The sequence below is a fragment of the Pseudomonas frederiksbergensis genome (assembly GCF_003732705.1).
Taxonomy (GTDB): Bacteria; Pseudomonadota; Gammaproteobacteria; order Pseudomonadales; family Pseudomonadaceae; genus Aquipseudomonas; species Aquipseudomonas frederiksbergensis_F.
In genome coordinates this window covers 100,132-119,250 of sequence record NZ_MOBR01000005.1, presented here as the reverse complement: position 1 = coordinate 119,250, position 19,119 = coordinate 100,132, and the positions used below count along the sequence as shown (strand labels likewise).

Below are 19,119 nucleotides of genomic sequence, written 5' to 3'. Positions count from 1 at the left end.
AAAGGACATTAAAAAACCCGCTGACCGTCACCGGTTCAGCGGGGTTTTATGACGTCGAGCAAACTTGATCCCGAATCTCTATCTCAGGCCGCGTTGGCCTCTTTCTTCAAACTGCTCATATCAATCACAAACCGATATTTCACATCGCCCTTCAGCATCCGGCCATACGCTTCGTTGATGTCCTGAATGTTGATCACCTCGATGTCCGAAACAATCCCGTGCTTGGCGCAGAAATCCAGCATCTCCTGGGTTTCCTGAATCCCGCCAATCAACGAACCCGCCAGACTGCGACGCTTGAAGATCAGGTTAAACACCGAAGGCGATGGATGCGGACTGTCCGGAGCGCCGACCAGCGTCATGGTGCCATCGCGCTTGAGCAGATTGAGGAAGGCGTCCAGATCATGCGGTGCCGCGACGGTGTTAAGGATGAAATCCAGGGTGTTGGCAAACTTGGCCATCTCATCCGGATTCTTCGACACCACCACTTCATCCGCGCCCAGACGCAAACCGTCTTCACGCTTGTTCGGCGAGGTAGTAAACAACACCACATGCGCGCCCATCGCGTGGGCAATCTTCACCCCCATATGCCCCAGCCCACCGAGACCGACTACACCGACTTTCTTGCCAGGGCCGACTTTCCAATGGTGCAACGGCGAATAAGTCGTGATGCCCGCGCACAACAGCGGCGCGACCGCGGCCAGATTGGCGTCGCCATGGGAAATGCGCAGAACGAACTTCTCTTTCACCACAATATTGTCCGAGTAACCGCCGAACGTGTTCTCGCCACCAAACACCGGACCGTTGTAAGTACCGGTGAAGCCGCTCTCACAATATTGCTCTTCACCTTCCGCGCACGACGCACAGTGTTGGCAACTGTCGACCATGCAACCAACGCCGGCCAGATCGCCCACTTTGAACTTGCTGACATTCGCGCCAACGGCCGTTACCCGACCGACAATTTCATGGCCCGGCACTGACGGATACAAGGTGTTGTGCCACTCGTTTTTTACGGTGTGCAAGTCGGAATGGCACACGCCGCAATAGAGGATATCGATCTGCACATCATCCGCGCCCGGGGCGCGACGTTCGAAGGTGAAAGGCTTGAGCGAGTCTTTGGGGTCTTTCGCGGCGTAGCTGTAAGTCTTGGTCATTGCGATCGCCTTTTTGAGTCGGATGTTGAATATAAGAGGAGTAGCGTAGTTGCTGAATCGTTCAAGTGGATGACAGTGAGAGCCGGTTTGATGGCCGGCTCTCAAGAAGCGATGGCGACTGGGTTATGTCGCGTAGCGGATAGGGTAAAGCTTGGGGAGGTGTGGGCGATGGCTGCATTCTGCTGAATGATTGCCTAATCCCGCCGGAATGGGTCAGCGCTAAAAGCTGCCCCCTCAATATGGTAGACGGTCGGTTCTTCCGAAAAATATTCCTCTAAGCCCGTCATGAACATCCGATGGTCTTCACTCTCTTCGAAGCCCGGTGTGTGGTCCTCGAGTGATTGCCATCGCACTATCAAGTTGAATAGCTGAGGGGTTTCAATCCCTTGCGCCAGTAAGTGGCCGCCGTAACCTTTTGCGCGGCTGAGCAAAGGGGCGACCTCGGCAAATGCACGTCTGAACTGTTCAATGCGTTCTTTGTGAATGGGGAGCAGAGCGATCTCATAAATCATGGCGTTCTTCCAAAAGGGTTTAATCGGTTAAAAGTACGGACTTACGAGACGAGCGATGGCTCGACTGCAATCGCGATTTTTCCTCGCACAGCATTGTTGGGACTTTCCAGCCGGGCATGGGCGAGCGCCATGTCGGCAAGCGAATACACGGCGCCAACGTGTGGCCGCAACTGACCGCGCGCGACCAATGCACTTAACTCATCCAGCTTGCCGCGGTTCTGTCTGGTGAAAACGAAGTGATAGCTCGCGTTCTTGCCCCAGGCCTGAACGAGGTTTTGTGGCTGTGCGATGTCCACGATCGAGACCACGCGGCCAAGTTGTGCGAGCACGTCGGGGCTGCGGGACAATGTGTTGCCGCCAATGGTGTCGAACACAACATCGACGCCATGGCCACCCGTTTCCCGCAGGATGGCGTCGACGTAATCTTCCTTTTCGTAATCGATGATCACATCGGCACCCAAACTTCGTGCGAACTCGGCGTTTGCTTCGCGCACGGTTGTGAACACCCTGGCGCCGATGGCTTTTGCCAACTGGATCGCCACATGACCGACGCCTCCCGCGCCGCCGTGTATCAGAATGCTTTCCCCCACTCTGAGCGCCGCTCGCACCACCAGTGCTTCCCACGCTGTCCCGCCGACCAGGCTCAGACTTGCCGCCTCAAGATGGCTTAGCGAGGGAGGCTTCTTCCCGATAATGCTTTCGGCAGCCACGTGGTACTCGGCATAACTTCCTGGCCCGTCAAATATTTGCGGGGTGTACCAGACTTCGTCTCCTGGGGCGAAGGCCGTCACACCCGGCCCGACTTCTTCGACAACGCCCGATACGTCGTGGCCGGTAATGGCCGGCAGTTGCACCAGGTCGGGATAATCGCCGCGTCGAACCTGGTAATCCAATGGATTGATCGAGGTTGCATGTACCCGGACCAGGACTTGTCCCGCACCCGGCACGGGCTTGGGCACGTCGCTGAGTTCGAATGATTCCGGGCCGCCAAATGATTGAAGCATCATCGCTTTCATTGAAAATCCTCGTATCGACAATAAGGGATATCGAGATATCTCGATATACTGGGGTAAAAAAATTACAGGTCTTTGCCTATGATCTCGGCAAGTGCACTGATGGTTGCTTCATTGCGTTTGTAGTAGGTCCACTGCCCGATGCGCCTGACTTCAACCAGGCCCACGCGTTGCAGCGTTGCCAGATAACCAGACACCGTGGACTGCGACAGTCCGATACCTTCTTGAATACTGCTGACGCAGACGCCTACCGTGAGAACGTCACCCTCATCCTGCGGAGGGAAGTTCTTTGCGGGGTCCTTCAAGCCTTTCAAGATTTCAAGGCGTGTAGGATTTGAGAGGGCTTTGAATATTTCGAGTAATTCCATGCCGCGAGGATATCGAGATTTACCGATATGTCAATGCGAGAATCAACCCGGACCAAATTCTTGAGCTGCTGCGTCGCCCGGCGGGAGCAAGCTCCCTCGCCACAGGGTATCTGCCAACTCCGGTATTGCGTGATTCGCCAACGCCAAATCCCACCCACAAAAAAGCCCACTGACCGTCCCCGGTTCAGTGGGCTTTTCCCAATCAGGCTTCTACTTACAAAGCCATATCGCTAGCAGCATTAGCCTTCGGAGCCTTCCCTGCATCAGCAGGAGCCGGAGCAGCAGCCGGAGCCGCCAACTGCGGAATCACCGGCGGCGGAGTCAGTTGCAACACCTTCGCCGTGTAAGCCCATTCCTCAGCCACTTTAGCCGGATCGTTGTTCAACTGAGTGCCATAGCTCGGCACGATCTGATGCAGCTTTTCCTGCCAGGCCGGCGATGCAACCTGATCCTTGAAGACCTTTTGCAGCACGGTCAGCATGATCGGCGCAGCCGTCGATGCACCTGGCGATGCACCCAGCAGACCTGCAATGGTGCCGTCAGACGAAGCCACAATCTCGGTACCCAACTTCAGCACGCCACCCGCCGCTTCATCACGCTTGATGATTTGCACGCGTTGGCCGGCTTGCCACAGGCGCCAGTCTTCGGCTTTGGCGTTCGGGAAGTATTCTTTCAGGGCGTTCATGCGGTCTTCGTCGGACAGCATGAGTTGGCCAGCAAGGTACTCAACCAGTGGGTATTCCTTGATGCCGACTTTGGTCATCGGCCAGATGTTGTGGGTGGTGGTGCTGGTCAGCAGGTCCAGGTACGAGCCTTCTTTCAGGAACTTGGTGCTGAAGGTCGCGAATGGGCCAAACAGGATGACGCGTTTGCCGTCCAGGACACGGGTGTCGAGGTGCGGAACGGACATTGGCGGTGCGCCGACGGAGGCTTTGCCGTAGGCCTTGGCCAAGTGTTGTTCGGCGATGGTCGGGTTTTCGGTCACGAGGAACGAGCCGCCAACCGGGAAGCCTGCGTATTCCTTGGCTTCAGGAATGCCGGACTTCTGCAGCAGGTGCAGTGCACCGCCGCCCGCGCCGATGAAGACGAACTTGGCGTCGGTTTCGGTTTCCGTGCCGTCTTTCAGGTTTTTGTAGCTGACGCGCCAGGTGCCGTCTGCGTTCTTGGTGATGTCCTGTACTTCGCTGGACAGTTTCAAGTCGAACTTTGGCGTGGCTTGCAGGTGCGCAACGAACTGGCGGGTGATTTCGCCGAAGTTGACGTCGGTGCCGATCGGGGTCCAGGTAGCCGCGATTTTCTGGTTCGGGTCACGCCCTTCCATCATCAGCGGAACCCATTTCTTGATCACAGCCGGGTCTTCGGAGTACTGCATGCCGGCGAACAGCGGGCTCGCTTGCAGGGCTTCATAGCGTTTTTTCAGGAACTTGATGTTGTCATCGCCCCACACGAAGCTCATGTGCGGTGTGGAGTTGATGAACGAACGCGGGTTCTTCAGGACGCCTTGCTGAACCTGCCACGACCAGAACTGGCGGGAGATCTGGAAAGCTTCGTTGATTTCAACGGCTTTCGGAATCGACACTTTGCCGTTTTCGTCTTCCGGGGTGTAGTTCAGCTCGGCGAGTGCCGAGTGACCGGTACCGGCGTTGTTCCAGCCGTTGGAGCTTTCCAGGGCGACGCCGTCGAGGCGCTCGACCATTTCCATCGACCAGTCCGGTTGCAGCTCATTGAGCCATACACCCAGGGTCGCGCTCATGATGCCGCCGCCAATGAGCAGCACATCGACTTTCTTTGCCTCTTCCGCGTGAACGGACGTGATCCCCATCGACAAAGCCAGCCCCAGCAGGGCCGTGTTCAGTTTCTTAAGCATCTGTAGCACCTATGATAAAACGCCATCCGCCCTTCCATCCCAATCGCGAAGGCCCCTGGTTCACGGCATGCAGGCAGCATGTCGCGGGTTCCCGCACATCAGGATTGGAGGGTGGGCACACAAGGCCGACGTGTCTCCATCGACCTCAGTTTATATGTCCCTCTGAACTGACTTCTTATCATTATTGGCTTCAGCTACTTGAGCGACATCGATCCTGTTTGCACGTCTCGGGGACGTGCGAACTGAATAGGTCAAAGCAAGTTGGGGCGAAGAATATCACGACACGGCAAACCCGCGCGTCTGTTCGCGACTTGGTGGTCTGGGTCTGTGTCTGGACGCATCGGCGGCAATTTGAAAAACATGCCCGAGGATCGGCGTCTGTACGCCCTGCCCGGTGGCTAAATAGCATCGGGTTCAAGGATCGTCAGCCAAGGCCAACGCGCTTGATAACTGCGAGCCTTCTGTGCAAACAAATCAGGCTGATGATTGATTGGATTGATCCGCAGCAGGCCCTGTTCGGTATCCGCCAACCCGTAAGGCGCATAAACCTCACCAGTGGCAACATCCATAGCGATGCACGTTCCAGCAATCAAATAGCGATCAACGCCGTCCTTTGCTGAATGAAGTTGAGGATAAGACTTGCCGAACCGCTGGGCGTACCACAAGTGAACCCGGGCCTGATTTTTGATTTCGATGTTCAGGTCCAGGCCGTGAAAGAGTCGCTGAACGCTTTGGATGACTTCATTTTCGGCCTCCCAGGACACGTCCTCATCAAAATAAAAGACGTCGTAGTCCTTCACGCCCCAGGCTGGCGGCAAGTCTGATTGTAGATTCCACACGGCCTGGAACAGGCAGCCCGCAGTCAACAGGCACTGGTTCAAGCCAAGTGAAGGCAAGCGTCGGGCAATCTCGGCATTGGCCGGGTTAGTCATCGCGATATCGATCAGCGTCTGGGTAGTCAGTGTCATGTTTTTTCCTTGAAAGGCTGCCTTCCTTGGGGCTGACGATACCCAAAAACGAGGTGACACGCCTCCGGTAAACCGGTACTGGACTGACGCCTTCGCGAGCAAGCCCGCTCCCACAATTGGAACGCGTTCTAAATGTGGGAGCGGCGGTGCGACGATTCGACTTGCTCGCGAAGAGGCCCGCTCAATAACCATCAAACCAGGGCCCTGAAAGCGCCCGCACGCTCAGCGCATTCCCCAACGCAAACCCGCTCGCCGTGTTATCGAAGATGCACCAGGTCTCGGCCCCCGCCTGCGCTGACAATTGAATCTTCGCCGCCAACACCTGCAATCGATTCATGTCGTAGTCGCTGTAATAAATCCGCGGGGAACCATGCAGCCGCCAGTAACGCACCCCGGACCATCCACCCGGCGTGGTGCCGCCAGTGATTGGCGATGGATCGGCCGCAACCCGGCCGATCCGGTGTTCAATCAGTAACCCGCTGGCTGCGCGCCAGGTTTCATGGCGGGGTTCAAGCACTACGGAGCCGAAATATCGTTGCCGCAATATCCGAAAAAACTCTGCGGTCACAACGGCGTCATAGGCCAGCGATGGCGGCAGTTGAATCAACAAACAGCCCAACTTGTCACCCAATTGCAGGCATTGGGAAAAGAACTCATCGAGCAGCGCTTCGCAGTTCTGCAAGCGCTGAACATGGGTGATGAGTTTGGGCATCTTGATCGAAAATCGAAACGCGGGCGGCACCGATTGCGCCCAGCGAAGATAGGTCTGTGGCTGATGCGGGCGGTAGAACGAGCTGTTGATTTCAACGGCCGTCAGTTGCGTGGCATAGCGCTGCAAGTGGGTGCCGGGCTCAGGAAACATCGCCCCATATTCCCGGGGCACGCTCCAGCCGGCGGTGCCCACATAAACCGATCCAGGCACCGAACTAAGTCCCGCCTCCCAGCCCCGCAAATGAACGGGCAAAAGCGCCCCCCGCCTCGCGCACCAGCACGCGCCATTCCGCGCTGTTGATCAGCCCGGCGCGCTCCATCTCGTCGGCAGCCTTCAGCAGTTCGTCGTAGTGCTCCTCACTGTCCATGGAAATTTCCGGTTGTCGCAGCAGTTTGTACCAAGCGGCCAAGGCTTCCTGCTTCGGATCATCATTCATGGTCGTGCTCCCTTGGGTCGTTTTCCCTTGGAAGTATTGAGTTGAACGGCCGTTCCTCGCGCCCGACAGATGGCGCGGGTCGCCAGAAACGCTCTCTGTCTGCTCGCTAAAATATCTACTAAGTTGTACGACGACTGACGAATATCGTCGGTCTCGACTCCCTACAACAACAAGGAAACACCCATGCAAAAAGCCAAATTAGTGATCGGTTTTCTGTGCCTGTTCAGCGGCTATGTCGCCGCCGCCCCGGCTGCCGCTGAGAAAGACGTGGCACAAGCCGTCGACCACCTGACCCAAGCCATGCTGCACAAGGACATTCCCGAACTGCAAAAGCTGACGGCGGCCAAGCTGAGCTACGGGCATTCCAGCGGCAAGGTGCAGGACAAGAAAGAATTTATTGCCGATATCGAAACCGGCAAAAGCGCGTTCAAGACCCTGGAGATGCAGAAGCAGACCATCACCCTGCTGGGCGATACGGCGCTGGTGCGTAACCACTTCTCGGCGCAGGCGTTGAATGGCACGGAAGTGGTGCCGACTGAAATCGAGAACTTTCAGATTTGGCAGAAACAGGGTGGGAAGTGGTTGTTGATTGGGCGGCAGGCGTTTCATATCTGATGATGTTGATGGGCTCTGCCCGGTGTGCGGTGGAGCCATTTTCTTATCTGACCTGACGCCATCGCGAGCTTGCTCGCGAAGAGGCCCGCCCAGACACCGCAAATCCCTCAGTGACCCAAATGCCCGGCAACCCACCGCTCAAGCGTCACCACTTCAATACCCTCCTGAGCATTGAACGTCCCCGCCTTATCCCAAGCCACTCCCCTGCCCTCGGCAAACACCAACCGATACTTGCTCAACTGATCATCCGGCCGCTTCGCCAGTTCAGCCCTGAGCATCGGCACACTCCACGGCACCCGCGATATCTCGCGACCCAGCGCAGATTCCACCACGTCAGCCAGTTGCCCATAGGTGATCGTGTCACCGGCCACGTACACAATCCGGTTCACAAACCGTGGCTGCTTAAACACGATCATGGCAGTGAGCAGGCCGATGTCCTCGGGCGTGGTAATCGTCAATTGCGTATCCCAGTCCCCCAGCGTATGGACCGTATTGTTGGCCAGATCGACCACGCCGAAGGACGGTTCGAACAGAAAACTGGTGAACATGCCGGTGGAGACAATCACCCATTCAATTCGCTGCTGCGCGCGCAGCAGATTGCGCACATGCAACTGTTCGTCAAAGGAATCCTGCGCACTGCCAAAGCCAATCACGTCGTAATCCACACCGAATTGCCATGGGAAATAACGCTCAACGCCAGACTCAATCGCCGCTTGCGTCAGTTTGGTCTGAGTGCCCGGCCCTGCGGCAAACCCGACGCAACTGATCACCGTGTCAAAGGCTGCAAACAGCGCCGCCAGTTCACTGACCGTGTCCTTCGCGATATCGCCAGCCAGGGTTTTGATACCCCGTGTTTGCAGCTCGGACAGTTGCGCGAGGCGGCTCGGGTCTTGTGTCTCAATGGCCGACGCGCGCAGCAACACGCTGACCTTCGCGCCTTCGGCCTGGGCGGACAATGCCCGCATCACGGCCATGCCCAGTTCGCCGGCGCCCAGCACCAGAATGTTTCGCGAGCCGGTGTTTTGGTGGTTGCTCATCGTGTGACTCCTGATCGCCAGATGACTGAAATTCAGCAATCATGCTGGCACCCTTCGACGCCGCGCATAAGTAGGCACACGGGTGATACCGGAGAACCGAGTGGACATTTCAGACATCCTCAAACAGTCCCAAGGGGCCTGCGAAGCGCTGAGTGCGGACGACGACGGCCTCAAGCGCGACGTACTCACGCACGCCGGCAATCGCTGGTCGCTGGGCATTGTTTATGCCCTGGGAGTGGCCGGCCCGCTGCGTCATGCCGAGATCGGCCGGCGCATGGAAGGCGTGACTCAACGCATGTTGACCCGCACGCTGCGCACGTTGGAGCGAGATGGATTGGTGTTGCGCCATGACTACCAGGAAGTGCCGCCACGGGTGGAGTACGAACTCTCCGCGCTGGGTATCGGGTTGTTGGAGAACATGATTCCGTTGTGGAATTGGGTGATGGAAAACGCTGGGGGATTTCGGGCGGCACGGGCGGCATATGAAAAAGGTATTTAAGGTGTCTGGGCTGACGCTTTCGCGAGCAGGCTCGCTCCCACAGGGGTTTTGTGATCGCCGCAAATCCAATGTGGGAGCGAGCCTGCTCGCGAAGAGGCCCCTACAGACAACCCAATTCAGGGCTGGGTATGCGCCACATCCAACTGACTGAACGTCACCTGCCCTCCCTCGTTTTTATAGCCGGCGTTGTCCAGCGCATACACCCCGGCCTTGAAGTACAGAAGCTTGTTCTTCCAACTTGAGCTGATTTGTTTTCCCCAGCTATAGCCCTGGGAACTGACGTTCAAATAACCGGCAGAACTGAACCGAACCTCGTAAGAAAATGGCTTGCCCAGCGCAATGTCTTTGGCAATCACGACGGTGATGTCTTCACTGCCCGGTTTCAGTCGATAGTTGGCAATCACGTTGCCCTTCTTGGTGGCCGCATCGTACTGATACTCCACTTTCAGCAGCGGGCCTTTGTCTTGATAGATATGGATTTGCCCAATCACGATCCTACCCGTTGAAGGCACTTGATTGACCTTCAACACGGCTTTGAGTCGGTGATCGGCTTCGGGATACGTCCAGTTGCGCAGCGTCCCGTCGCTCAAGGTTTCACGCAGTTCGCTGCGGGGAAACTCTGATTCCGCAGTGCTGGACCCGGTGACGGGAGCCCAGAAAAAAAGGTTATCGCCGGAGCGAAAATAGGGGTCGGAATAGCCATCCACCAGTCGCGGCGTATCGATGACTTTGGCAGGCGTCCCTACGGGGATCGTCAAGTTCCAGGTTGCCAGATCAATCATCTCAACTCTCCTTGGGGGCGACAGGACCATACAGCACTTATGTCTGCGGCCCCTCAAGGAAAGTCTTACAGCCTGAAGCGGTCCACCGACTGCGACAGCTGCCCCGCCAGCGTCGACAACTCATCCGTGGTCGACGCCGTGCGCCCAATCACCTTGCTGTTGTCTTCAGACATGCCGGCAATCATCTCCACCTGATGGGCGATTTCGTTACTGGCCAGGCTCTGTTCGCCGATGGTGCGGCTGATGTCGTTGACCAGTTGCGTGGTGTTCAATGTGGCTTCGAGAATCTCGCGAATGGCGCGCTCGACGTCGGCCGTCACGGCCATGCCTTTGTCGACCTGGGCCACGCCGGCTTCCATACTGGTAACCGCTTCGCGGGTGCTTTGCTGGATGCGCGCGACCATCGCAGCGATTTCCTGGGTGGAGGCGCTGGTGCGGCCCGCCAGACTGCGGACTTCGTCGGCCACCACGGCAAAACCGCGGCCCTGCTCACCGGCGCGGGCCGCTTCGATCGCCGCGTTGAGCGCCAGCAGGTTGGTCTGATCGGCGATGCCCTTGATCACCTGAATGATGCTGAAAATCCCCTCGGACTCTTTGTCCAGCGTGCGAATCACCTGGGCCGACTGCTGCGCCGAGCGGGCGATGCCGTCCATGTCGCTGACCACCTGATGAATCACCCGGCCACCATCCTTGGCCAGTTCTTCGGCCTGGTTGGCCATGTTCAGCGCACGATCGGCGTGGCGGGTGATTTCCTCGATGCTGGCGGTCATTTCGCTGGCAGCGGCCGCCATGGTGCTGGCGGCGACGCTTTGCTGCTGGCTGCTGCCGGCGACTTCGTGGCAACCGTTGCTCAATTGCTGGCTCATGCCGCTGACACCGTGGGCGTTGCTGCGCACCACTTCGATCATGCCGCGCAGGTCGCGCTGCATGGTCGCCAAGGTACGGATCAACGTGCTTGCCTCGTCGTTGCCGGCAGGTTCGATGATCGGTTCGCTGAGGTTGCCATGGGCGATGCTGTCAGCGATGCGACTGGCCGAGCGCAACGGACCGAGGATGCTCAGGATCACCCAGCGGCCCTGGGCCAGCAGCAGCAACAGGCTGGCGACGAGGACGCTGCCGAGGGCGATGTTGGCGTGGCTGATGGCTTGCTGAGTGGCTTGGCTGGCCTGCTGAGTGTTGGTTTCAATCAGCTCGCTCAGCGCCGACATCTCGCCTTCCAGCTGCATGAACACCCCGTTGAACGTACCGATTTGCTGCTGCGCGGCCTCCGGGTTTTCCAGTGCGACCGCGACGATGCGCTCGGCAGCGCTGATGTAAGTGTCGAGGCTCGGCTTGACCTTGTTCAGGCCCGCCATGATGGTGTCGTTGACCGGCAGCTTGAGGTTTTCACCCAATACTTCACGAAATCGCGCCGCATGCTCCTCGATGGAACTGTGCACCTCGGCCTTGCTGCTGGTGCTTTTGCCCAGCCCCACCAGCATCGCCGACAACACATCGGCGCGCAGGGCGTCATGCATCATGTCGGCTTCGAGGTGATTACGCAGCGCCGCCATGCTGACCTCGCTGTCGTTCACGGCCTGAGCCATCTGGATGTTTCCCAGGTAACTGACCAGGCTCATGATCAAAGCCGTGAGCAGGCCAGTACCCATCAAGAGAAGTAAACGCAGTTTTATGGACACTTGTTGTTCCCCTGGTGGACGCTGCGAAAGGCGGCTCTGAAAGGGTTATCGACCCCATGCTGTGGTTATTTAAGCCTATTTCCACACGCCCGTTGGTTTAAGACCAACGGCGCGCCTGCCCTGACGGATGCACCCGACCTTTGTAGTAACTGTCGTTATGCGAACAGCACGGAACTCCTGAGCCTCGCCGCACCTCCTAAGTAATGTGTTACTTCCTTTTCGCTTTACGCTGTTGGAGGACGACGCCATGCGCCGCATGCTACTCATTACTTCTCTGATATTGTGCCTGCCCATCGGGTCAGCCCTGGCCGTGAGCGGCAAGGATGTCGCGACCTCGGCAGGGGTTTCCGCTTCGCTGTATTCCACCTTCAAAGACCACAAAATGGTGATTCCGGCCAGGGATGACGTCTCTGCATTTGTCGCCAGTGACGGCGCGATTCGCGGGGTCTACATGGAGGCGGTGTTGCAGCAGATCCGCCAGGACAACCCTGGTCTCAACGCCACCGATGCCGACCTGGCCAACGCGATCCTCGTCCAGTACGAAGGACCGGTGGCTCACTAGGCACCCAGGTTCACCCGCGTGAATAACAGGGGCAGGCTTGCATGGATGCCTGCCCTTGGGCCACGCGCAAACGCTATGGGCAAAACCGTTCATGGGCCTCTATGATTGAGCCCATGACGACCTCCGCCCCGATCCGCTCCCCCTGCCCACCCGGCGCCTGCATCTGCGGGCGTGACCCGTTGCTGGAAACACCCGGCGCGGATGTGCGCATCCTGTTCCTGACCCGCCAGGAAGAAAAACGCCTGCTGGATCGCCTGGAAAACCTGCAAAGCCTCGCCGATCTGGAACGTCTGAAAGTGCGGATGTTTGATCAATTGGGCATTCGCGTGGAACTGGTGCCGAGCTTCAACGAAGTCCGGACCATGCGCGGTATCGGCATTCAGATCGAGGAACTGCCCGGCCTGTGCCGCAAGACCCGCGCCGCCATTCCGGCCGCGATTCGCCGCAGTCTGGAAAAGCGCCCGGAGATTGCCTACGAGCTGCTTAACGCCAATGACTTGTTGCGCGATGCCTGAGTGTTTCACCCTTGTATCACTTGCTTGGATATTCGCTCCAAACCCAACGAAACAAGATCAGCGGTCGTACGCCGGGGGTGCGCCGCTGCTATGCCTGATCGTGGGAGCAATGGTTTGAAGCCAGTCAGGAAGGCGCTGCAAACACAGGTGTGAACCCGGCCCCGGCGCCAGCCAGGTGCGCAATCCGAAAACAGGTGCCGATCCGTAACAGGAGGTGGCAGATGTTATTCATCGTCAGCTGGACCATCAGTGCGCAAAGCCGAAACGCCGCGATCGAACGTTTCCTCAAGACCGGAGGCGCCCCGCCCGCCGGCGTCAAAATGCTCGGACGCTGGCACGCGATCGGCGCCTCCAGCGGGTTTGGCATTGCCGACGCCAGTGACCCGGTCGCTATCCAGAAATGGGTGCTGGAGTGGAACGACCTGATGACCATGGAAGTCCACGCGGCACTGACCGACGAACAAATGGCGCCGCTGCTGGCGGCGGTCGGCCAGCACTAGTCATCAGGGCGGCGAACGCTGCTCGCCGCCCTGATGTATTACCCTTCTCGCGCCTATGCTCCGGCATTTTTGAACTACCGTTATCAAAAAATAACGACTACCCCCACGGAGCATCCACCACCATGAACCTGTCCCGAAACGTGTTAATCGGCGCCACGCTGGCCAGCCTGTTATTGGGCGGTTGCACCTCCAAAGTCACCGATAAGGAGCAGTACTCGGGCTTCCTGCCCAACTACAACAACCTCCAGGAAGTGACCACCCCCAGTGGCGAGAAAGCCATGCGCTGGGTCAGTCCGTCATGGAATCCCAACGCCTACGACACCGTGGCCTTCATGAAGCTGGAACTGTATCCGGTGCCCAAACCCAACGATCGGGTCGACCAGCGCACACTGGAAGAATTGCAGACCTACATGACCAACAGCGCCAAAGGGGTGCTCGGCCAGAAATACCGCGTGGTGCCCAGCGCCAAAAAAGCCCCGGCGGGCTCGAAAACATTGGTCGTGCGGGCGGCGATTACCGGGGTGACCGCCTCCAACGAAGGCATGCAATGGTATGAAGTGGTGCCGGTTGCCGCAGTGGTCGGCGGAGTCAGCGCGGCTTCCGGGCATCGCAGCCAGGACACTACGCTGTTCCTTGAAGCGGAGTTGGTAGATGCCAGCAACAACCAGATCATGGCCAAAGTGGTGCGCAAGGTGTTTGGTGAACAGCTGAAAAACTCGAGCGAGAAAATCACCACCAATGACTTCAAAGCGGCGATCAGTAAGTTGACGGCGGATTTGCAGGCGTTTATTCGGTAGGAAACAGACAGATAGACCGCGTCATCGTTCTTCGCGAGCAGGCTCGCTCCCACAAGGGATCTTCGTCGTACACAACATCTGTGTGCACTGAAGATCCACTGTGGGAGCGAGCTTGCTCGCGAAGGCGGCGTGTCAGTTAACAGCGATTTGACTGTGTCGGCCTAATCGCGAGCAAGCTCGCTCCCACAGGAAATCGTTGTCGAACACAAAATCCGCATCCACTGAAGATCCACTGTGGGAGTGGGCTTGCTCGCGATGGCGGCGTGTCAGCCACCATCAATATTGACTGTACCGGCCTAATCGCGAGCAAGCTCGCTCCCACAGGAAATCGTTGTCGAACACAAACTCCTTATCCACTGAAGATCCACTGTGGGAGCGAGCTTGCTCGCGATGGCGGTCTGAGAGTCAACGCATCACTTTAGGCATGGATAACTAAGCCCCACCCTTCGCCTGCTGCTCCAGATGCACCTGCAACTCTGGCTCGATCTTCAGCGCCGCTGCCAGTTCATCCAGATAATTGCGCTCCGCGTCTTGTTGATCGTCCACCACCATCACACTGGCCAGGTACATTTCCGCGGCGATGGCCGGATCGGTGGCCGATTGCGCCACATCGGCGGCGTCCAGCGGCCGGGCGACTTCCTCGTCGAGCCATTGCTGCAGCTGCGGGTCGTCGGTGTGGCGGCCGATTTCGGTGCTGATCATGTGTTTTTCGTTGTCATCGATCCGCCCGTCAGCCTTGGCGGCGGCGATCAAGGCGCGCAGCACCGCGTGGCTGTGGTCTTCGACTTCCGGGCCGGACAGCAAATCCACGGTGCGTGGCGCCTGTTGCGGTGCCGAGGCCTGGTTGCGTTGCCAGGCTTGATAGGCCTGGAATGCCATCATCCCGAGGGACGCCAGCGCCGCATAGTTGGTGCCGCCGGAAGAACGGGTCTGGGTCGAACCGCCCAACGCCGAGCCGCCGCCCAGCAAACCACCGAGCAAGCCGCCCAACCCGCCACCGCCCGCGCTTGACCCGGCGCCACCGCCCAACAGACCGCCGAGCAATCCGCCGAGACCACCCAAGCCTCCCTGGGATGGCGAAGCGCCGCCACCCTGTTGCGACATCGAGCCCTGGCCGGCCCGCAGAAGTTGTTCGAGCAAATCGCTGGTGTTCATGACGACGTCCTCATAATCGGCGCTGTTCAAATAAGCTTGATGCAGTCACGCAACAATAGCCCCCGCCGCCAATTGCGCCAGCACCGTTGGGCTGACCTGAAATCCGCGTTATCACACTACTGACAGAATCTGACACTGCGCCCTTCTATGCTGCCCCGATCAACCACGGAGCAACCCCATGATCACGCCTCGCTACATGCTGCTTTTCGTCGAAAACCCTGCGGTCAGCGCGCGGTTCTACGAGTTTCTGCTGGACCTCAAACCCGTGGAAGAATCCCCGACCTTTGCGCTGTTTGTGCTGGAGGGCGGCTACAAACTGGGACTCTGGTCGCGGCACACCGCCGAACCGGCCGTGGGGATGACCGGCGGTGGCATGGAACTGGCGTTTCCAGTGGAGTCCGCCGAACAGGTCGACGCACTGTTCGGCAAATGGTCGAGCCTGGGCTTGAGCATCCTGCAAACACCCACCGAGCTGGATTTCGGCCGCACGTTCGTCGCACTTGACCCCGATGACCATCGGCTGCGAGTGTTCTTCCCCCGCTAACCCGCCGCCCAGAGGATCACTCCACCCATGGATCACCATCAGATCGTCGTCAGTGACGTGATTGAACCCGAAGTCGAGCAGTTGCTCAGCGCCGGGCTCAGCGCCTTCAATGATCAGGCCAGCGGGATCAGCGACTGGCAAGCGCTGGCGGTGACCCTTCGCGATCCCGCCACCGATCAGGTGCTGGGAGGAATAACCGGGCGTACGTCGCTGGGTCTGCTGTTTCTCGATCTGTTCTACTTGCCCGAGTCGCTGCGCGGTTCCGGGCTGGGCTCTCGATTGCTTAAAGCCTATGAAGAGGAAGGCCGCCGCCGGGGCTGTCAGTCTGCCGTGCTCTACACCTTGAGTTTTCAGGCACCGGCGTTCTATGAGAAGCATGGCTGGCAGCGATTTGGCGAGGTGCCGTGCAAACCCGAGGGCACCAGCCGGGTATTTCTGAGCAAAGCGTTATAAGCCTGCCTCCATTCCAATGTGGGAGCGGGCTTGCTCGCGAAAGCGGTGTATCAGTCAACATCAATATTGCCTGGACGAACGCCTTCGCGAGCAAGCCCGCCCCCACAGGGATTTTGGGGTGCCTGAAGACTCGGACCCAAGTCACCAGCCATGCAAATTTCTCCGACGTATTTTTTTGCGGGACAGCTAAGATTCATAGATGGTGAACCTTAACCCCGCTTTTCCGGTCGATACCTGCAACCCGACCCGGTTTGCCGACGCCCCCATTAGAAGGGTGCTGACTGGCTTGCTTCACTTTTTGGAGAACGCCCCCGTGATATCGACCCTACACATCGCCAGGCTCAAAGCATGGGGCGCCCATGGTTTTACCGCCACCGGCGTGGTCACCGCCTTCCTGGCCACCCTCGCGCTGCTGGAAAACCAGGCCACCCATTGCCTGCTGTGGCTGGGCGTGGCCCTGATCGTCGATGGACTGGACGGTGCACTGGCGCGCAAGGTCAATGTGCAATCGGTGCTGCCGAGTTTCGACGGTTCGGTCCTGGACCTGGTCATCGACTACCTGACCTACGTGTTCATCCCGGCGCTGTTCATCTATCGCTATATCCCGTTGCCGGACTACACGCTGCTGCTGACCGTGTCGCTGATCCTGGTTTCGTCGCTGTTCTGCTTCTGCAACGTCAACATGAAAAGCAAGGACAACTACTTCCAGGGTTTCCCCGCCGCCTGGAACGTGGTCGCGTTGTGCCTCTATATCATCGGCCCGTCGCCGTGGATCACGCTGCTCACCGTCATCGGCCTGGCCCTGCTGACCGTGACCCGAATGAAATTCCTCCACCCATTCCGCGTGCGCAAGTTCATGCCGATCAACATTGCCGTGACCGCCATCTGGCTGCTGTGCAGCTTGTCGCTGGTGGTCAACCACCCGGTGATCAATCCGCTGGTGATGGGGCTTTGGCTGCTGATGTCGGCGTACTTTCTGGGGATCTGCATCTGGCGCACGGCGATGGAGTGGTTTGACGGCTCGCGACACAAGTAACCGGGCATGGCCATCCACATCGTTCGGCTGGGCTCACCCCGTGGGCCCGACGAAGGCCTGCGCCTAGGCACGGTACGCCGCCCGCCTCGGGGCGTGCCGAAAGCCGAGTTCGCCAGCCGTGACTTTTATGACGTCTGGCAACCGCTGCTGTCTCCCAGCCCGGAACTGGTCGCCGAAGCCAAAGCGGCTGAAGACGCCAAGGCCTGGGACCTCTTCAAGCGAAAGTTCAAGGCTGAGATGAACCAGCCTGCACCCAGTCACTTGCTGGATCTGCTGGCGGCGCTGTCCCATCAAACGTCGCTGGCGGTGGGGTGTTATTGCGAGGAAGAGGCACATTGTCACCGCTCGGTATTGCGCGAACTGCTGCTGGCGCGGGGCGCCCAGATCATCTAAATCCCCTCCGATCACCGCAAACCCCTGTGGGAGCGAGCTCGCTCGCGATAGCGGTCAGTCAGTCGATATAAACGGTGACTGACACACCGCTATCGCGAGCAAGCTCGCTCCCACATTGATTGCGCCAGTCCGGGAGATCAGCCACAAGGAATGTAGCCACGTGAACACCGAAATCCGACTCGCAATCCCGCACGATGCAGCCGCCATCAGCCAGGTCATCATCCAGTCCCTGCACCAATCCAATGCCCAAGACTACCCGCCCGACGTTATTGCGCAGGTTGAGAAAAGCTTTTCCACCGAATCCATCCTTGCCTTGATGGACCAACGCCAAATGTATGTGGCAACCGTGGATCATCAGATCGTCGCAACCGCCAGCCTCGACCGCGACGTCGTACGCAGTGTGTTCGTCGCCCCCGATCATCAAGGGTTCGGCCTCGGCCGGACGTTGATGACAACCCTTCAATCCATCGCCCACGACGCCAACATCAAAGTCTTGCGCGTGCCCTCCTCCGTTACCGCCGAAGGCTTTTACTTGAAGCTGGGTTTTCGAAAAACCCGCGATGAGTTTCATGGCGCTGAACGCACGATCATCATGGATCTTCGATTAAGCCCCGATTGAATGTGGGAGCGGGCCTGCTCGCGAAGGCGGTGGTTCAGTCACCATCAATATCGACTGGCAGACCGTATTCGCGAGCAAGCCCGCTCCCACAGTTGTTCAGCGGATACCGTTCAATCTGTCGGGTAGACAGAATACCTCCCATGACGATAGCGTCGGACCCTCACAGTGAAAGGATTCGCCATGTTCCCGATTGTTGACTACACCCACGAACACCATCGCAACGCTGTCATCGAACTCTGGGAAACCGCATTCGGCTACGAAACCGCGCACAACACCCCAAGCCTGGTGATCGACAAAAAACTGGCCGAAACCGATGGGTTGTTTTTTGTGGCGCTGGACGGAGAGGTGGTTGTGGGCACGGTGATGGCGGGATACGACGGCCATCGCGGCTGGCTGTATTCGGTGGCGGTGCATCCGGCGCAACGCCGGCAGGGCTTGGGCGCCGGGCTGGTGCGCCATGCCGAGCAGGCATTGACGGTTCGCGGGTGCATGAAAATCAATCTGCAGATTGTCAGCACTAATGAGCAAGTGAAGAGCTTTTACGAGTCGCTGGGTTATGGGGTAGAGGCGCGTATCAGCATGGGCAAGAAAGTTGAAGTCAATATCCCTGGCGCCTGACAGTCCGTCATCGCGAGCAGGCTCACTCCCACACTGGATTGGTGTCTTGCAGATAATCTGCGACTGACCCCGGAAAACTGTGGGAGCGAGCCTGCTCGCGAAAGCGGTGGTTCAGTCACCATCAATATCGACTGGCAGACCGTATTCGCGAGCAAGCCCGCTCCCACACTGGATTGGTGTCTTGCAGATAATCTGCGGCTGACCCCGGAAAACTGTGGGAGCGAGCCTGCTCGCGAAAGCGGTGGTTCAGTCACCATCAATATCGACTGGCAGACCGTATTCGCGAGC

The 19,119-nt window shown here is 58.4% G+C and carries 24 protein-coding genes; 12 read left to right on the top strand and 12 right to left on the bottom strand.

Features of this window, described 5'->3' with window-relative positions; all coding sequences use genetic code 11:
* Window positions 1–83 precede the first annotated feature (83 nt).
* The 8 genes from BK667_RS04390 to BK667_RS04355 all read right to left on the bottom strand — a co-directional run bounded on the left by BK667_RS04390 (window position 84) and on the right by BK667_RS04355 (window position 7,027).
* Window positions 84–1,151: an NAD(P)-dependent alcohol dehydrogenase gene (locus tag BK667_RS04390; RefSeq protein ID WP_123596884.1), complete on the bottom strand. Its 1,068-nt coding sequence runs from the start codon at window positions 1,149–1,151 to the stop codon at window positions 84–86.
* Window positions 1,152–1,345: 194 nt separating this feature from the next.
* Window positions 1,346–1,663 (bottom strand): antibiotic biosynthesis monooxygenase family protein, encoded by a 318-nt coding sequence (locus BK667_RS04385; protein WP_123596883.1) that lies wholly within the window; start codon window positions 1,661–1,663, stop codon window positions 1,346–1,348.
* A 41-nt stretch (window positions 1,664–1,704) separates the two neighbouring features.
* A complete protein-coding gene (locus tag BK667_RS04380) occupies window positions 1,705–2,679 on the bottom strand; it encodes a zinc-dependent alcohol dehydrogenase family protein (RefSeq protein ID WP_123596882.1) in 975 nt (324 codons plus the stop codon).
* A gap of 62 nt (window positions 2,680–2,741) precedes the next feature.
* Window positions 2,742–3,044, bottom strand: a complete 303-nt coding sequence (locus BK667_RS04375; RefSeq protein ID WP_123509004.1) for an ArsR/SmtB family transcription factor — start codon at window positions 3,042–3,044, stop codon at window positions 2,742–2,744.
* A 214-nt stretch (window positions 3,045–3,258) separates the two neighbouring features.
* On the bottom strand, window positions 3,259–4,911 hold the full coding sequence (gene mqo, locus BK667_RS04370; protein WP_123596881.1) for a malate dehydrogenase (quinone): 1,653 nt from the start codon (window positions 4,909–4,911) through the stop codon (window positions 3,259–3,261).
* 398 nt (window positions 4,912–5,309) lie between these two features.
* Window positions 5,310–5,879, bottom strand: coding sequence for a nucleotidyltransferase family protein (locus BK667_RS04365; RefSeq protein ID WP_123596880.1), 570 nt, complete (start codon window positions 5,877–5,879; stop codon window positions 5,310–5,312).
* 181 nt (window positions 5,880–6,060) lie between these two features.
* On the bottom strand, window positions 6,061–6,801 hold the full coding sequence (locus BK667_RS04360; RefSeq protein ID WP_511261941.1) for a DUF72 domain-containing protein: 741 nt from the start codon (window positions 6,799–6,801) through the stop codon (window positions 6,061–6,063).
* A 4-nt stretch (window positions 6,802–6,805) separates the two neighbouring features.
* Entirely contained in the window at window positions 6,806–7,027 is a 222-nt protein-coding gene (locus BK667_RS04355) for a hypothetical protein (RefSeq protein WP_123596878.1), read from the bottom strand.
* Window positions 7,028–7,210: 183 nt separating this feature from the next.
* Here BK667_RS04355 and BK667_RS04350 point away from each other — a divergent pair, with 183 nt between their 5' ends.
* The gene (locus BK667_RS04350) at window positions 7,211–7,642 is read left to right on the top strand and encodes a nuclear transport factor 2 family protein (protein WP_123508997.1); all 432 of its coding nucleotides are present in this window, start codon (window positions 7,211–7,213) and stop codon (window positions 7,640–7,642) included.
* Between the two features lie 107 nt (window positions 7,643–7,749).
* Here BK667_RS04350 and BK667_RS04345 read toward each other — a convergent pair whose 3' ends face one another.
* On the bottom strand, window positions 7,750–8,679 hold the full coding sequence (locus BK667_RS04345; protein WP_123596877.1) for an aromatic alcohol reductase: 930 nt from the start codon (window positions 8,677–8,679) through the stop codon (window positions 7,750–7,752).
* 100 nt (window positions 8,680–8,779) lie between these two features.
* Between BK667_RS04345 and BK667_RS04340 the strand changes: the two genes are divergently transcribed.
* Window positions 8,780–9,178 (top strand): winged helix-turn-helix transcriptional regulator, encoded by a 399-nt coding sequence (locus BK667_RS04340; RefSeq protein WP_123508995.1) that lies wholly within the window; start codon window positions 8,780–8,782, stop codon window positions 9,176–9,178.
* A 116-nt stretch (window positions 9,179–9,294) separates the two neighbouring features.
* On the opposite strand, the gene BK667_RS04335 is transcribed toward BK667_RS04340, so the two are convergent.
* Both BK667_RS04335 and BK667_RS04330 read right to left on the bottom strand, forming a co-directional pair.
* On the bottom strand, window positions 9,295–9,960 hold the full coding sequence (locus BK667_RS04335; protein ID WP_123596876.1) for a polysaccharide lyase family 7 protein: 666 nt from the start codon (window positions 9,958–9,960) through the stop codon (window positions 9,295–9,297).
* 65 nt (window positions 9,961–10,025) lie between these two features.
* Entirely contained in the window at window positions 10,026–11,639 is a 1,614-nt protein-coding gene (locus tag BK667_RS04330; RefSeq protein ID WP_123508993.1) for a methyl-accepting chemotaxis protein, read from the bottom strand.
* Between the two features lie 247 nt (window positions 11,640–11,886).
* Here BK667_RS04330 and BK667_RS04325 point away from each other — a divergent pair, with 247 nt between their 5' ends.
* The 4 genes from BK667_RS04325 to BK667_RS04310 all read left to right on the top strand — a co-directional run bounded on the left by BK667_RS04325 (window position 11,887) and on the right by BK667_RS04310 (window position 14,013).
* The gene (locus tag BK667_RS04325) at window positions 11,887–12,201 is read left to right on the top strand and encodes a DUF2388 domain-containing protein (protein WP_123508992.1); all 315 of its coding nucleotides are present in this window, start codon (window positions 11,887–11,889) and stop codon (window positions 12,199–12,201) included.
* Between the two features lie 113 nt (window positions 12,202–12,314).
* Complete coding sequence (locus BK667_RS04320; RefSeq protein ID WP_123596875.1) at window positions 12,315–12,716, top strand: hypothetical protein; 402 nt, start codon at window positions 12,315–12,317, stop codon at window positions 12,714–12,716.
* 221 nt (window positions 12,717–12,937) lie between these two features.
* A complete protein-coding gene (locus tag BK667_RS04315) occupies window positions 12,938–13,216 on the top strand; it encodes a DUF3303 domain-containing protein (protein ID WP_123596874.1) in 279 nt (92 codons plus the stop codon).
* Between the two features lie 122 nt (window positions 13,217–13,338).
* Window positions 13,339–14,013, top strand: a complete 675-nt coding sequence (locus BK667_RS04310) for a DUF3313 domain-containing protein (RefSeq protein WP_123508989.1) — start codon at window positions 13,339–13,341, stop codon at window positions 14,011–14,013.
* 432 nt (window positions 14,014–14,445) lie between these two features.
* Here BK667_RS04310 and BK667_RS04305 read toward each other — a convergent pair whose 3' ends face one another.
* On the bottom strand, window positions 14,446–15,168 hold the full coding sequence (locus BK667_RS04305) for a tellurite resistance TerB family protein (RefSeq protein ID WP_123596873.1): 723 nt from the start codon (window positions 15,166–15,168) through the stop codon (window positions 14,446–14,448).
* Between the two features lie 178 nt (window positions 15,169–15,346).
* Between BK667_RS04305 and BK667_RS04300 the strand changes: the two genes are divergently transcribed.
* The 6 genes from BK667_RS04300 (at window position 15,347) to BK667_RS04275 (ending at window position 18,831) form a co-directional block, all read left to right on the top strand.
* Window positions 15,347–15,712: a VOC family protein gene (locus BK667_RS04300; protein WP_123508987.1), complete on the top strand. Its 366-nt coding sequence runs from the start codon at window positions 15,347–15,349 to the stop codon at window positions 15,710–15,712.
* Between the two features lie 27 nt (window positions 15,713–15,739).
* The gene (locus tag BK667_RS04295) at window positions 15,740–16,165 is read left to right on the top strand and encodes a GNAT family N-acetyltransferase (protein ID WP_123596872.1); all 426 of its coding nucleotides are present in this window, start codon (window positions 15,740–15,742) and stop codon (window positions 16,163–16,165) included.
* A 313-nt stretch (window positions 16,166–16,478) separates the two neighbouring features.
* Window positions 16,479–17,201 carry a phosphatidylcholine synthase gene (pcsA, locus tag BK667_RS04290; protein WP_123596871.1) on the top strand — a complete coding sequence of 241 codons (723 nt, stop codon included), beginning with the start codon at window positions 16,479–16,481 and terminating at the stop codon, window positions 17,199–17,201.
* Window positions 17,202–17,207: 6 nt separating this feature from the next.
* Entirely contained in the window at window positions 17,208–17,594 is a 387-nt protein-coding gene (locus BK667_RS04285) for a DUF488 domain-containing protein (RefSeq protein WP_123596870.1), read from the top strand.
* A gap of 160 nt (window positions 17,595–17,754) precedes the next feature.
* A complete protein-coding gene (locus tag BK667_RS04280) occupies window positions 17,755–18,213 on the top strand; it encodes a GNAT family N-acetyltransferase (RefSeq protein WP_123596869.1) in 459 nt (152 codons plus the stop codon).
* Window positions 18,214–18,393: 180 nt separating this feature from the next.
* A complete protein-coding gene (locus BK667_RS04275; protein ID WP_123596868.1) occupies window positions 18,394–18,831 on the top strand; it encodes a GNAT family acetyltransferase in 438 nt (145 codons plus the stop codon).
* Window positions 18,832–19,119 lie beyond the last annotated feature (288 nt).

Excerpts from the sequence above, each read along its gene's own strand:
- BK667_RS04390 (WP_123596884.1), bottom strand. The coding sequence starts at position 1,151 with ATGACCAAGACTTACAGCTACGCCGCGAAAGACCCCAAAGACTCGCTC.
- BK667_RS04385 (WP_123596883.1), bottom strand. The coding sequence starts at position 1,663 with ATGATTTATGAGATCGCTCTGCTCCCCATTCACAAAGAACGCATTGAA.
- BK667_RS04380 (WP_123596882.1), bottom strand. The coding sequence starts at position 2,679 with ATGAAAGCGATGATGCTTCAATCATTTGGCGGCCCGGAATCATTCGAA.
- BK667_RS04375 (WP_123509004.1), bottom strand. The coding sequence starts at position 3,044 with ATGGAATTACTCGAAATATTCAAAGCCCTCTCAAATCCTACACGCCTT.
- mqo (WP_123596881.1), bottom strand. The coding sequence starts at position 4,911 with ATGCTTAAGAAACTGAACACGGCCCTGCTGGGGCTGGCTTTGTCGATG.
- BK667_RS04365 (WP_123596880.1), bottom strand. The coding sequence starts at position 5,879 with ATGACACTGACTACCCAGACGCTGATCGATATCGCGATGACTAACCCG.
- BK667_RS04355 (WP_123596878.1), bottom strand. The coding sequence starts at position 7,027 with ATGAATGATGATCCGAAGCAGGAAGCCTTGGCCGCTTGGTACAAACTG.
- BK667_RS04350 (WP_123508997.1), top strand. The coding sequence starts at position 7,211 with ATGCAAAAAGCCAAATTAGTGATCGGTTTTCTGTGCCTGTTCAGCGGC.
- BK667_RS04345 (WP_123596877.1), bottom strand. The coding sequence starts at position 8,679 with ATGAGCAACCACCAAAACACCGGCTCGCGAAACATTCTGGTGCTGGGC.
- BK667_RS04335 (WP_123596876.1), bottom strand. The coding sequence starts at position 9,960 with ATGATTGATCTGGCAACCTGGAACTTGACGATCCCCGTAGGGACGCCT.
- BK667_RS04325 (WP_123508992.1), top strand. The coding sequence starts at position 11,887 with ATGCGCCGCATGCTACTCATTACTTCTCTGATATTGTGCCTGCCCATC.
- BK667_RS04320 (WP_123596875.1), top strand. The coding sequence starts at position 12,315 with ATGACGACCTCCGCCCCGATCCGCTCCCCCTGCCCACCCGGCGCCTGC.
- BK667_RS04315 (WP_123596874.1), top strand. The coding sequence starts at position 12,938 with ATGTTATTCATCGTCAGCTGGACCATCAGTGCGCAAAGCCGAAACGCC.
- BK667_RS04310 (WP_123508989.1), top strand. The coding sequence starts at position 13,339 with ATGAACCTGTCCCGAAACGTGTTAATCGGCGCCACGCTGGCCAGCCTG.
- BK667_RS04305 (WP_123596873.1), bottom strand. The coding sequence starts at position 15,168 with ATGAACACCAGCGATTTGCTCGAACAACTTCTGCGGGCCGGCCAGGGC.
- BK667_RS04300 (WP_123508987.1), top strand. The coding sequence starts at position 15,347 with ATGATCACGCCTCGCTACATGCTGCTTTTCGTCGAAAACCCTGCGGTC.
- BK667_RS04295 (WP_123596872.1), top strand. The coding sequence starts at position 15,740 with ATGGATCACCATCAGATCGTCGTCAGTGACGTGATTGAACCCGAAGTC.
- BK667_RS04285 (WP_123596870.1), top strand. The coding sequence starts at position 17,208 with ATGGCCATCCACATCGTTCGGCTGGGCTCACCCCGTGGGCCCGACGAA.
- BK667_RS04275 (WP_123596868.1), top strand. The coding sequence starts at position 18,394 with ATGTTCCCGATTGTTGACTACACCCACGAACACCATCGCAACGCTGTC.